Raw genomic sequence first — 11,747 nt, forward strand, 5'->3', positions numbered from 1 at the left:
CGAACCCTGCTGCTTCATGCTTGCAATCGTCATGCGTTCTTCAGGCTGCAGTTGTTGGTAACTTCTTTTTTGCATTGGCACACCTTACACGAGCAAGGTGTTGCACTTCAAATTTGATCGCGCCGGACCTATCAGTGATAACGCGCGTTGCAGTCCCACTACCTGTTGCTGCGCGTAGAGTCAAACTGCGCTTGGTTGCGGGCCCGCACTCGCGGGCCTTACTTCTTCTCGACTTCTCGGAGTTCTTTCCGTGGACTCAGGTAGCGCTCTGGACCCACTCCATGCGCTGTTACGCCTGCATGCATTTCGCGACGGCAACAACTCCGGGCGATGAATGATGGTGGTTACGGTCGGCTGTCTTAGCGGCCCCGATTGATTGAACGGTGGCGCGTCAATCGGGAGCCACCGTCCAGCACCCGGTACTACGGAGTGGGCGCCTCGGTTAGGCGGCAGCAAGCGGACCTGCTTTTTGGACCTGGCGTATCTGCCGGACCGCGTGAATCATAGCCCGGCGCATCTCCGCCTGTGGGAACCGGCAGAACGCCTAGAGCACAGCCTGCAGGGGCGCTTCGCCAAGCTCGCAATCAAGCCCAGTCGCTCGCACCATGAACGAATCCCATAACCGGCTTGACAAGATGGAAGTCCGGGACGCCCGCAGACATCTGCCACCGAGTCGCGGTCAGCCTACGAGGGGAGTCCGGCGTCGGGTTAATACAATGGCCATCTCTCCCCGGTCGCTACACGGGGGTGCGCAATACCGCGCACGTGTGAGGACAAAGAAGATGTTTTTTGAACCGATGGTCATCGAGGGTGTGCTGGTCAGTAGCGGTCGTGTGATGCGACCCGACGAAGTGAATGACAGCCTGGCAGAGAGACCGGCACTGCAGCGAAGGGTGAGCGGCTGGTACCTGTGCGGGGACGTCGATGAGCGGATGTTCTACGCGCTGGCCGCCGCCAGGGGTGAGTGCACCATGCAGATGACCGTGCTGACAGGCGGGGCGGCTGGTAACTACGGCCTGTTCGCGCAGCAGGTCGGCACATTGCAGCACCGGTTCGTGCTGCCGCTGTTCGAGCCGTCCGTCGCCGGGCTGCTCGAGTCGCTCCAGGACGCGCCGGTACAGTTGTCGCTTGGCCGCAACGACACGGAGGAAGCGCTGCTCATTCGCCAGAAGCTGCTCGTGCAGGGAATAACCCAGGTGCAGACCTTGATGCAATCACTCGAGGATGTGGATGCAGCCGCAGTAGTGGCGAACGGCCAGCATGTGCTCGAAAGCGCAATGCGCATCGACTCGATGAAGCGGTTTCCCGGTTTGCCAGAGGTCACAGATGTCTGTGTTTCTTTCGTCATTCCGGAGGCGGTTTTTACCGTGGTCGACCAGTTCGCGCGAACGGTCTCCGCCGCCAGCTTCCATTGACAGGGCATTGGCGAGTCTGACCATATGGCATCGCATCACCTGATTCGACGGGGCTCGCTGCGGCGAGCCCTTTCATGTTGTATGGCCGGAGTAGGGCATCTTCCGGGCGAAAGATTGCCGGTGCAGATGCGGGTACGGTGCGCGCGCTATACGTCGGATTACCATCACGTTCCCATACGCTATGAATTCTCACGAACTTGCCATCACCTACGTCGGCGCAGCCGTCGGCGAGCTTTTCGGTCATCTCATCATTCCGCCCGACGAGTGCGATTTGGAATGCACGTACTGCCTGTCCGCCACAGACATCGAGCATGGTAGATGGCAGGGGCATCGTGATGTAGCCAGCAGCAGGCTTGCAGCAGCAATTCTGCGCCACGCGGGACTCGACGGTGCGCGACTTGAAAGTGACATGCTGACGTGCCTGTTCGCCGTCCTTGCCCGGTCGGCGGACATCGCCTTGTGTTACATCGACGCGATGACCTGAGTGCGGCGTCTACGGACAAGCGTAAATCTCGTCGCTGCGCATTTCGTCACACGAGGCAAAGGAACTGGTTTTTAGCCATCGAAGCGACATTCGACGAAAGCGGCTTCACCGTTCGTCTTGGCGCCAGCAGCGTGCTACACGTGCTCATGGAATGGTTTAAAAAGTTGAAGGTAACAACGCCCGAGCAACGTAGCGACGTCCGCATTTCTGCGTCTGGCGCTGGTCTGCACTGGGACCAGCTCGATGAAGAAATAAGCGTTATCGAAATGATGCGAGAAGCTGAGCGTCGTCATCGCGATGAGCGATTGACCTCGTGCGTACCGGTTGACTTTCCATGGAACCCAACGCCTGCATTGCTGTCAGGCACGCAGCCAAAACTCGCGGGTCGTTGGGTTGACGGCAGGCTTATCGTCGGCTTGACTGCGGAAGAGCGGTATATCCGATGGGATATGTGCGAAGACCTCGCACAGCAGCTTATTCGAAAGACTCTTGAAGATGCAGCCAAGTACCCAGAGCATCCGCGCGAGGTGACGATAAGGCGGATGCGGAGGGCCATCGAACGAAAGCAATGGACGGAGCGCATGGAAACGGATTGGCTGATGGCACGGTTGCGCGTGTTGCTCGGTTGGTAGCAGTCAACTGAACGAAGGCTCGAAGATGCATCGACTTGCTGTAAGTGTGTGACGGGAGAACCGGCCGCTGCTGGCGGTGCCTGCGGCGGCCAAAATCTATCAACGTGAATATGAAACGCGACGTAGAACCTGCTTTCGATATCGCTTTACGATGGCGAGTACATAACTGGAGGCTCGCAGTGACGGTAAAACACACGGCAAACCATTTTTCCGGCACGGATGCAAAATATCTCCGCGTTGGAGGGCGTAGCGATACCCGCATTCGCTATCGCCACATGGGTGTTGGGCGGCGGACAAGGAGACTTGGTGCCAAAGCGCGGGCGGACATCGCCCGCGTGGCGTACATGATTTGCGTGCACGCGCCGGATGAGGTCGACACGATTCTTAAGCTGCCATCCCGACGCATCGGACGCATGTTCAAACGGGCGCTACGTCGCATACAAAGGCCGATGCGTAGGCGCGAGCGCTTCAGACGTAGGCCGAGAAGCTGTGTCTTCCGAATTGCGACCGAGAATTCATCGAAATGCTGAAGTGCACGCCGCCCCGGCCACAAGTCGCGGTCGTCAACGACACGAAAGAGGCACGACATGAAATTGCTCAACCCATTCGCCGAATGGCTTCTCCGCTCCGCTTCTCGCAGAAGAATGTCGACAGGCTCACGATGTGGCTCGGCGGGACCCTCTCGGTTCTTGCAGCAGCGCTTGCCACCGAAGTCTCGGTCATGTTGGTAATACAGCAAGGCATCCCTCATCAGGAATTTTCAACCATTCGTCGCATTGGTCACGAACCTGACGGGCTGTCGCGATGCAAAGTCGCAAGACCCGTCATGAGCGGAAAGTAGCCTGACTCCGGGCCGCGATTCGTCGGGCAGCGATTAAAAAATATACTGAGAGATATCAAAAATGATGCACCAGGATACCGCGAGCGGTCACCTTGAACGTAGCATCGGGAACGACCGCCTCAGACGGGCATTGGCGGCCCGCCTTGACAGGGCGTTCAAACAGGCAGGCCTCAGTTCTGCGCGCGCAGCAACGGCGCTGGGTGTCAGCAAATACCACGTGGACTACTGGCGACAGGGAATCACCGTGCCGCCGTTGAACACCTGTACGCGTCTTGCCGCCGACCTCAACCTCGACGTTCACTGGCTTTGCACAGGGCAGAGTCGGGACGCCTAATCCGCATTGCATGACGATGGCGGAGCATCGGCTCGGTGTGCCGTGCGTCCGTACGCGATACGCCAGGTGTGCCCGACGCGCCATCGATTCAAGCCGGTGCGACTGTGCTCGTGCTTTTCTTTCCGCCCGCTCGTCGGCTCGTCAGCCAGTTGGTGGGGCAATAAAACCCAAAGTGAAGTGGTGTCGGAGAGCCGGCCCACCTCGCGCCGGCTTTTTCCAGGCCAATAAGTCGCCTTGCACGCATGGGCGTGCAGTCATGTTCTGAGGTCAATGGGACAGGTTCTTCGATTGTACCGGCGATACCTGAAGCCGCCAGCCGGTCCAGAGGAAGTGTGTTACTGCGACTCAACGGCGTCAGCTCGCGCTTGCGCAATCTCGACCGGGTATTGGTCGTGGTACGCGTCGAACAACAGTGAGCACAACTGAGCAATTGAATCCAGGCCGACGGCCTGGTCTGCGTGCTCGACCTCTCGTGCGTTGAGTACGTCGTCGATAACCGGAGCGAGACGGCGCAATTGCCGGAAAGTGGCATCGTCAAGTTTCATGTTGGACCTCCTGTCGTCAGCTGGTGGAGCGCATCCTCAGCTGACCAGTCCCAAGATGTTGCTTACGCTTGACCTGCCGGGCTTTTGAATGTCCTGAGCGAACTCCGACCAATTTCATAATGTCTCTTCCGTCGACCATCCTAGCGTTTCGACGCTGACCTCGTACTGTCGCATCGGTCGTGGTCCCTGTCGCTTAACTGGCCCGAGGAGGAAGTTAGCCGCGGCGATAGTCGTGATATCCGCGCGCGTCCCAGTCGCGCCTATTCCAATAATGATGTCCGTCCCAATACCGGTCACCATGCCAGCCGATGACTAATTCAGGGCCCGCGATGACTCGCGCTGGCGCGTAGGGGCGCGCTGCTCATAGACGGCAGACGGCGGCGGTGGCCCGAACGCAACCCGCAGCGGACTGGTAGTTGTCGGTCTTTCCCTTTTCGGGTCACATTCTTCTCCTATCGTGGTCAGGCATGCGCGGGCAATCTAACTTCGCTTGAACCTTGCAGAGTGCTGTATTCGAGCTGTATTCGGGTGCGGTGAGTGTGCACGAGAGTGGGCTGGAGCGCTAGAGTGCGCGTGGACGACCTCAAGGTATTCCAGCGGAACCCGCTCAAGCCGTTCTGGCCGCCGCTCACCATCCAGCGGGAATTCGACGCTTACGTGCTTTCCCGTGGGCTCATACGCTATGACCTGCCCGACCCGACCTCGAAACCGGCTTGCCGAGCGGTCATCGAGTGCACTCAGGCGAGCAGCAGTGAATATCACGGAAATCTTTTTTCTTACCTGGGACATAAGCAGCTCCTTAATTCAATTGTTCGGAGGATAGGAAAGAGGCGCAGGCGGCGCAAGGCAAAAAAAGGAGTTCGCACCCCATGCCGTTACGGCGGCGTAGTTCAAATGCTCGACGCTTGAATGTTGCAATTTGGAGTGCCCTCGCACCTTAGTGCCGGATGCGCTTTGCTCCCTCTCAGGGTGACTGCTGCGTCCGCCGCCAAGATAAACCTCTCGAAAAGGACTGCGCTGCGCATCCAGCGTTTCACGACGACGTGTGCGAAGCCCGACCGCAGCACCGTAGTCGACAGCGGCCAGCAGCGTCGCGCCAACGATTACTCCGAGAATCGTCGTCATGCTGTGGATGCTGATTTTGGATTTGTCGGGTGCCGAGTGGCGCGACGGACACGATGTCTGGGGTGCCCGGCGCGAACACGATGGGTCACTCTGGTAGCAAGTCGAAAAATCAGATGCAGAAAAAGGGGCGATGAGCTCGCCGGCCTCCAGTAGTGAAACGAAAAAACCTACTAGGGGTGAGTTTCGGCAGTACGCCCACGATGGCGCTTTCGCCGTCTTCGCGGCGAGCGCGATACAGATTGCAGTGCCGATTATTCGCGCGCGTCTGGTGGTTAAGGAAAGCAATGCGCCTATGCCACCGAAGCAAGCCATAGTGGCATAGGCGATGGAGCGGCAGATAAGCCCTCCGCCCGGGACAGCTTACCGATAGTGTTCAATGCTCACTCGGCCGGAAAGCTGGGTCACTTTCCACCACCTCTTGGGTCGCGGACCAGTACGGCTGCCGGTTGTAGTAGCTGTACGTTGACTCTCCCCATTTCGCATCTGCCATGGCGGGCCAGTGGTCCTTGTCGAAGCCCGGGTCGTCCTTGAGGCGCTGTGCCGTGATGTCGACGAAGAAACACTTCTGGTCCGTATCGAGGGTCAGCGCACTCCATGGGATGGCATGCAGGTTAGACCCCATCCCAAGAAAACCGCCTTCAGACAGCACCGCATAGGCGATGCGTCCGTTGCGGACATCAAGCATGATGTCTGAAATCTTTCCCACGTGTTCGCCGTCTGAAGACATCACCTTGGTCCCGTAGAGCGTCGCGGCAGCCATGACGTCTGGTCCCGGCCCGTCGCCGATACCACCGCCGACGATGTTGGCTCCGCCTTGAGGGCCACGTTGCGGGTTAATTGAGCCCATGATTCACCTCCATCGAAAATGGTGCTTCCGTAACGAGCAAGCAGCATACCTCCGCAGGCGGGTGCCCACGAATTCGGCGCGAAAGGCTGGACGGTCTCCGGATGCGCAACTTCAGTCTGACGTTCGCGCTAAGCCCGCAGGACCAACGCGAGGTCATTGAGTGACAGCGGCTTGATGAGATGAGCGTCGAACATTCGTTCGTCGGTTGCCGGGCATGCCGGTTGCGCGGTTGCTGCCCGTCAAGGCCACGAGCTTCGTCTGCGAACATTGCGCGCGAAGACGGAGCAGCTCTGCCAGTTCCTGACCGTCCATGCCTGGCATTGCGATATCAATGAGGGCAATATCAGGACTGAAAGACTCGACTATCGCGAGCGCGTCAGGTCCATTCGTCGCCCGCTTGACCTCATGTCCTTCCAGTTCCAGCAACGTTGATTTTTCGATACGAGCACGGCGCGACCCATGGCCACGATACTTCCTGTTGATGACGACCCGAACATTCTGCGACCCCCTGCGGTGGTTAATTGAGCCTTCAGGCGGATTCACGGAGGCATTTAGTGATGCGCCTGACATCTCGCCGCTGACGCCTATCGCACCGACGTGAACTTCGGCACATGGCGCCCTCAATAGACGCGAGGCGCTCTCGGAATGCCGTTCGTTCACCGGTTACGCCCAATACCTTGAGGGCATCGGGGCCCAACGCTCGGGCGCCGGAGCCGGCACATTGACGCGCTTTTCGGAACAGCACAAACGCCGGGCCAGGAGCGAGCTGACGGCAGACTCAAGGGCTTTCAGGTCGACGGGCTTGCAGAAGAACATGTTCCACAGCGCGGACCTATCTTTGGGCGGCAACTCGCCAGATGTCATCACCACCGGAATCTGCGCAAGTGAAGGGTAAAATTTCAGCCGCTCGCAGAGGGCGATGCCGTCCATTTCCGGCATGTTCCAGTCGGTGATAATCAAATCAGGCAGATGGCGCCCCGCCAACGCCAGCGCCGGTTCACCGCTATCCGCGAGCAGCACCCGGTGACCACTTCGCTCGAAAACCAGCTGAAGCATCCACAGTGATTCACCGTCATCGTCGACCAGGAGAATGAGAGCCATAGCGCAGCAACTCGGGACATATCGATTTTGCGCATTAAGCATGCCGCCTTGCATCCGCGTTCGAAATTTCAACGTCAGAATTGACGTTGCTTCAAGCGCGAAATAGCTTCCGCGTGGCGAGCGTATTGAGGGGACAATCCCAAAGAGACGCGAGCATGCAGGCCAGGCGACCGGTCGCTCGTCGTCGGCCTGTTCAACCGATGTGCGGCTCGAAAACCGTCGGTATTCTAGCCGGTGCGGCTCGGTGTCAGATTCCAGTCACCCGAGGGCATACGAAGCCAGGACGATTGTCGCGCATCGCCACCGCTGCATTTCAAAACCAGCCGGAGGCGGAATCATCCGCCGCACCGACATTTGAGTGGGCTAGCAGGTCAGGGGAAGAGCTAACGCCGCTCGGGGCCGTTGATTCCGCACGGTGTATCCACATCGCCGACGGCGGCCCACGGGACACTGCTTCGGCGCGACGCATCCAGCTCATGCCCTTTACTGCCAGCCCGGATGGGCCCGCCGCAAATCGGGCGAGCCTCGGGTCTGGTTGCACACGCGGATATATACCCCGTCACGGTGCCTTTTCGTCCGGCGGCTGGTCGCCGGGAGACGGCGGGTGAAGCAGCAGTACATCTCTGAGGCGACAGGCGAGGTGGTGGCTCGCGCCGACACGCAGAAGGGTTACGAGTTTGAGAAGGGACAGTTCGTCATCTTCGCTGCGGACGAGCTGAAGGCACTTGAAGAGGGTGCTACGCACGTTGTAGAAATTGTCTCTTTCGTGCCGGAAAAATCGGTCGACCCGCTCTACTACGACAAGGCGTATTTCATTGCGCCGGACAAACGGGGTGGCAAACCCTACAGTCTGCTGCAGCAGGCGATGCGCCAAAGCGAACGGTGCGCGCTCGCAAAATGGTCGTACAAAGGAAAGACTCGTATCGTTCAGGTTCGGCCGGCAGAAGACGGCATGGTTTTCCAGCAACTGCTCTTCGCAGATGAGGTGCGCGCATTGAGCGACTTGCACATTGAGCGGGAGCCGGTGACCGACACTGAGCTCAAGCTTGCGCTGCAAATCATCGACCAGGTCTCGGAGGACGCCTATGACCCGACGGCGTACCAAGACGAAGAAAAGAAGCGGATTCTGGAGGCCATCGACCAGAAAATTGCGGGCAAGGAGATTGTGTCTCCAGAGGAGTCCACGAGTGAGTCGGGCGGCCAGGTAATTGACCTGATGGAAGCGCTTCGGGCGAGTCTCAGCGCCAACAAGGCGAAACGGAACGTACCGGCGAAGACGGCGCCGGCCAGGACAACGGCAACGAAGAAGACCACCGCCGCTGACGTCGAAGTGTTGGCAGCCAAACCAAGGCGCCCTGTCAAACGAGCCACACCGAAAGCCGACATCAAAGAGGCGCCACCGGCAAAGGTTCGAGCACGCAAGTGACCAGACCGAATCAGTCAAACGATTACTCGTTGCGCAGCCTTCAATCGCTGCTGGGCGTCTCGCGTCGGGTGCTGTCTGGGCTGATTGAAGCCGGATTCGTTCACCCGGCGCGCGGTCGCAGAAACGAGCTTCGATTCTCTTTCCAGGATGTCGCGGTCTTGCGCACAGCATTCCAGTTGCAATCAGCCAAAGTCTCATCACGGAAGATTCTGAGGGCGCTCGCCAAGCTGAAGGCCGAACTCCCTGATGAGCTTCCCCTGTCTGGAATCCGAATCACATCGGTAGGCGAGACGGTGGCTGTCAGGTCAGGACAGGCCCAATGGGACGCCGCTTCCGGCCAGCACCTGCTCGACTTCGAGGTCGCACCTATTAGAGGCGAGGTCGCGTTCCTCGACTCGGCACCGCGAAACCAGACGAGTCGCGAACAGCAAGCGGAGGAATGGTTTGCGCTCGCGGAACAACTCACCGGGACCGATGCTATTGGCGCGGAGCAGGCGTACCGGAACGTGCTGGAGTTCGCGCCATCACCGCATTACCACGCTTATACCAATCTGGGCGTTTTGCTCTGCGAGGCAGAAACGCGCTGCGACGAGGCATTGTCCATTTTTGATGGGGCGTTAGGGCACTTCCCAGATGACGCGTTACTGCACTTCAACCGCGCGGTCGTTCTCGAAGAGCTGAAACGCTATGACGCTGCGGCGGCGACCTATCAGCGATGCATAGAACTTGACCCGACGCATGCCGACGCACACTTTAACCTCGCCCGGCTGAGCGAGATTCGCGGCGACAAACAGGGTCTAGTTCGACACCTCAGTGCTTATCGCCGGCTGGTTGGCTGAACCGGGCTTCGCCGACGATTCATGTGTTTCAGAGCACGGTTTTCGACCTATCAAGCCGTTCATGAGGATGCTGAAACTCTGCGGCATGTCCAGGCGACGGGCTGATGCAAGCACGTACAAAGCTGCAGCTGCGTTGCGCATCGTTCTCGTGACGCAACTGTTCTGTCGAAGTTCATCTACGTGACTTGTCCTCCACCCACGTTTTACTTGTCCTTCACCCACGCGCAACTTGTCCTCGACCCACGTTTTGCGTGGCCTTCACACACGGGAAATGGATATCCACTTCCGAAAACTGTGCTGCAGGCAAGCCGTTTTCTCGGTCGAGCACTCCGGTAATCTTATAATCTTTAATCTATGTAACCTACGCGTGAGCGAGGAGCCCCTAAGATTGGCTCAAGACAGCTGTTCCGATGAATCTTCTCGGTATTGTTGTTGTACGGCTCTGAATATCCCCGAGGGTAGCGCTGATGGCAACCAGGACGAAGGGCTGTGCGCACGGGCGGCGTTTCTGCTATCAAGCCGGCGCCGCCTTAAGGAAGCGTCAAGCTGTTCGGAAGTCACCGCCGTCCAGCGCACTCCCTGGCTGCCCTCTGTACAGGCATGAGAGTCCCTTAAGCGCAACACCGCCCGTGTCGAGGTTCGTGTTTTCCGCTCGCCAGGAGTTCACCTCTTTTGTGGTCGCCGTAAATGCCGGCTTCTTGCGACACGTCCACGAGACACTGCCTGGTTTGGTGGCTTTCTCGGCGTCGCAACTTGTGATACTCACGCACAGCGGGCGTGGACAAACGAAGTTGCGTACGCATGCGAGACGTTCAGAAAACGTACCGCTTCTTCGGTTCACATCGATTCGTCCACCACTCGTCGTGATACGCCCAGCATCGATTTGAGAGTCGCGAGAGACAAACACTTCAACCCGCTCGGAGCATCTTCCCGAAATCTGAGCGAGTGCGAGTGGGGAAAGATGAAGTACATCCCTCCTGTTTCGCACTAGCCATGGCTATCGACCCACGCGCGACACCACGAAAGGCCTGCTGATTCTGCCTCTTCGTCAGTATCGAAAGAGCTAAGCACCCCAGACACCTCTACGACCTTGGTGTCGCGCATGATTGTGCCGCTTCCTGCGAATCGTCTCCGTTGCAGGATGTTTTCCTGGTGCAGGATTGCATGGCCCCAAAGCGTATATCCACGATATTTTTCAGTTTGCATCTGTTGACCTCTGCAGGCCCTCCGTACAACTCCCCACCAATATTTGGCTCGGTTCGCGCGGCTCGACAAGTACCCTACTGCTAAGGCGCTGGGTGTCGATTCCAGCCATCTTCAACGTAGCGTCAATCATCATCAGCTCTTGGCCGGAATGGAGCGCCCACTCCTCGCAGTCACACCACACGGTCATGCCGTTCTGCTTTCGCGCGTACGCAGACGCTTCCCTCCATCGTGATGTTCCAAACAAGAATCGTACCTGGCTGTGCAGCGAGGGCATCTCTGACCGTGCGTGGCACTGAAGTCTGACCTTCCGCCTGTAGTTGGGACTCGGCCGTAAGCTCTTCCATGTCACCCGTCCGGACTATTGTTTCGGGACCCATAGTTGAATGCAGACTTTTTTCGCCGACGTTGAGCCTGTCAACATCGGAGCCTCGGGTTGCTTTCCGCATCCAATTCGGCAGCAGGCGACCCTCGTTGACATAGCGAGCTTGTGCACGTCGCAGCCAGACGATGAGAAGCACGCCGATTAGAGGCAACACGATAATCGGAGGGTTCCTCCAGACCAAAGAGAGCACTGTCATATTCGCCTTCCGCAATGTGTCAAGCGCCGCCAGCCCGCCCAGAAAAGCATGGTAAGGCAAAACCTCGTACCTCGTCATGCGTTGACTCGGCCGAAACATAAAAAGCGAGCGCAGCATAATGCCGGGCTCGCTCGCGATTTCAAGTTGCCGACTCCTCGGGCTGGCGCGGAAGCCTAGACGTCTCCACGTTCATTGTTTCGCTGATGCCGCTTGCGGCTTTCCTGTGGCGACGAGCCCCGTTTGAGGAATTAGCAGGCTGCGGAAATACACCCCTCCAAAAGCAACGTCCATCGCTCTGCGCGGCTACCGCCGCGCAATTTTCTGCATTACGAAATTTCAACGTGAATCCAGCTTATTTTTCGACAGTTTGAGGC

Annotated in this window: 13 protein-coding genes; 6 read left to right on the forward strand and 7 right to left on the reverse strand. The window is 58.3% G+C overall.

Annotation, left to right across the window (positions count from 1 at the left end):
* The first annotated feature begins 782 nt into the window (after window positions 1–782).
* The 4 genes from F6X42_RS40145 to F6X42_RS40160 all read left to right on the forward strand — a co-directional run bounded on the left by F6X42_RS40145 (window position 783) and on the right by F6X42_RS40160 (window position 3,372).
* On the forward strand, window positions 783–1,415 hold the full coding sequence (locus tag F6X42_RS40145; protein ID WP_187639362.1) for a hypothetical protein: 633 nt from the start codon (window positions 783–785) through the stop codon (window positions 1,413–1,415).
* Between the two features lie 181 nt (window positions 1,416–1,596).
* Complete coding sequence (locus F6X42_RS40150) at window positions 1,597–1,899, forward strand: hypothetical protein (RefSeq protein WP_187639363.1); 303 nt, start codon at window positions 1,597–1,599, stop codon at window positions 1,897–1,899.
* Window positions 1,875–2,531 carry a DUF2442 domain-containing protein gene (locus tag F6X42_RS40155; RefSeq protein ID WP_187639364.1) on the forward strand — a complete coding sequence of 219 codons (657 nt, stop codon included), beginning with the start codon at window positions 1,875–1,877 and terminating at the stop codon, window positions 2,529–2,531. Before F6X42_RS40150 ends, F6X42_RS40155 begins: the two co-directional genes overlap by 25 nt.
* A gap of 523 nt (window positions 2,532–3,054) precedes the next feature.
* Window positions 3,055–3,372, forward strand: coding sequence for a hypothetical protein (locus tag F6X42_RS40160; protein ID WP_187639365.1), 318 nt, complete (start codon window positions 3,055–3,057; stop codon window positions 3,370–3,372).
* Between the two features lie 669 nt (window positions 3,373–4,041).
* On the opposite strand, the gene F6X42_RS40165 is transcribed toward F6X42_RS40160, so the two are convergent.
* From F6X42_RS40165 to F6X42_RS40185, 5 genes are all read right to left on the reverse strand, one after another.
* Window positions 4,042–4,251, reverse strand: a complete 210-nt coding sequence (locus F6X42_RS40165; protein WP_187639366.1) for a hypothetical protein — start codon at window positions 4,249–4,251, stop codon at window positions 4,042–4,044.
* An 804-nt stretch (window positions 4,252–5,055) separates the two neighbouring features.
* Complete coding sequence (locus F6X42_RS40170; RefSeq protein WP_187639367.1) at window positions 5,056–5,376, reverse strand: hypothetical protein; 321 nt, start codon at window positions 5,374–5,376, stop codon at window positions 5,056–5,058.
* Window positions 5,377–5,749: 373 nt separating this feature from the next.
* Window positions 5,750–6,223 carry a PRC-barrel domain-containing protein gene (locus F6X42_RS40175; RefSeq protein WP_187639368.1) on the reverse strand — a complete coding sequence of 158 codons (474 nt, stop codon included), beginning with the start codon at window positions 6,221–6,223 and terminating at the stop codon, window positions 5,750–5,752.
* A gap of 153 nt (window positions 6,224–6,376) precedes the next feature.
* Window positions 6,377–6,766, reverse strand: a complete 390-nt coding sequence (locus F6X42_RS40180; protein ID WP_312893015.1) for a response regulator — start codon at window positions 6,764–6,766, stop codon at window positions 6,377–6,379.
* A 120-nt stretch (window positions 6,767–6,886) separates the two neighbouring features.
* The gene (locus F6X42_RS40185) at window positions 6,887–7,324 is read right to left on the reverse strand and encodes a response regulator (protein ID WP_187639369.1); all 438 of its coding nucleotides are present in this window, start codon (window positions 7,322–7,324) and stop codon (window positions 6,887–6,889) included.
* Window positions 7,325–7,859: 535 nt separating this feature from the next.
* On the opposite strand from F6X42_RS40185, the gene ku reads away from it, so the two are divergent.
* Complete coding sequence (gene ku / locus F6X42_RS40190) at window positions 7,860–8,750, forward strand: non-homologous end joining protein Ku (RefSeq protein ID WP_376776517.1); 891 nt, start codon at window positions 7,860–7,862, stop codon at window positions 8,748–8,750.
* On the forward strand, window positions 8,747–9,589 hold the full coding sequence (locus F6X42_RS40195; protein WP_187639370.1) for a tetratricopeptide repeat protein: 843 nt from the start codon (window positions 8,747–8,749) through the stop codon (window positions 9,587–9,589). The genes ku and F6X42_RS40195 overlap by 4 nt, the downstream gene beginning before the upstream one ends.
* 987 nt (window positions 9,590–10,576) lie before the next feature.
* On the opposite strand, the gene F6X42_RS44905 is transcribed toward F6X42_RS40195, so the two are convergent.
* Window positions 10,577–10,795: a hypothetical protein gene (locus F6X42_RS44905; protein ID WP_246530501.1), complete on the reverse strand. Its 219-nt coding sequence runs from the start codon at window positions 10,793–10,795 to the stop codon at window positions 10,577–10,579.
* A gap of 170 nt (window positions 10,796–10,965) precedes the next feature.
* On the reverse strand, window positions 10,966–11,451 hold the full coding sequence (locus tag F6X42_RS40200) for an AbrB/MazE/SpoVT family DNA-binding domain-containing protein (RefSeq protein ID WP_187639371.1): 486 nt from the start codon (window positions 11,449–11,451) through the stop codon (window positions 10,966–10,968).
* Between the last annotated feature and the right edge of the window lie 296 nt (window positions 11,452–11,747).

Origin of the sequence: Paraburkholderia podalyriae, assembly GCF_014397785.1 — a bacterium.
Taxonomy (GTDB): domain Bacteria; phylum Pseudomonadota; class Gammaproteobacteria; order Burkholderiales; family Burkholderiaceae; genus Paraburkholderia; species Paraburkholderia podalyriae.

Excerpts from the sequence above, each read along its gene's own strand:
- F6X42_RS40145 (WP_187639362.1), top strand. The coding sequence starts at position 783 with ATGTTTTTTGAACCGATGGTCATCGAGGGTGTGCTGGTCAGTAGCGGT.
- F6X42_RS40150 (WP_187639363.1), top strand. The coding sequence starts at position 1,597 with ATGAATTCTCACGAACTTGCCATCACCTACGTCGGCGCAGCCGTCGGC.
- F6X42_RS40160 (WP_187639365.1), top strand. The coding sequence starts at position 3,055 with ATGCTGAAGTGCACGCCGCCCCGGCCACAAGTCGCGGTCGTCAACGAC.
- F6X42_RS40165 (WP_187639366.1), bottom strand. The coding sequence starts at position 4,251 with ATGAAACTTGACGATGCCACTTTCCGGCAATTGCGCCGTCTCGCTCCG.
- F6X42_RS40170 (WP_187639367.1), bottom strand. The coding sequence starts at position 5,376 with ATGACGACGATTCTCGGAGTAATCGTTGGCGCGACGCTGCTGGCCGCT.
- F6X42_RS40175 (WP_187639368.1), bottom strand. The coding sequence starts at position 6,223 with ATGGGCTCAATTAACCCGCAACGTGGCCCTCAAGGCGGAGCCAACATC.
- F6X42_RS40185 (WP_187639369.1), bottom strand. The coding sequence starts at position 7,324 with ATGGCTCTCATTCTCCTGGTCGACGATGACGGTGAATCACTGTGGATG.
- F6X42_RS44905 (WP_246530501.1), bottom strand. The coding sequence starts at position 10,795 with ATGCAAACTGAAAAATATCGTGGATATACGCTTTGGGGCCATGCAATC.
- F6X42_RS40200 (WP_187639371.1), bottom strand. The coding sequence starts at position 11,451 with ATGACGAGGTACGAGGTTTTGCCTTACCATGCTTTTCTGGGCGGGCTG.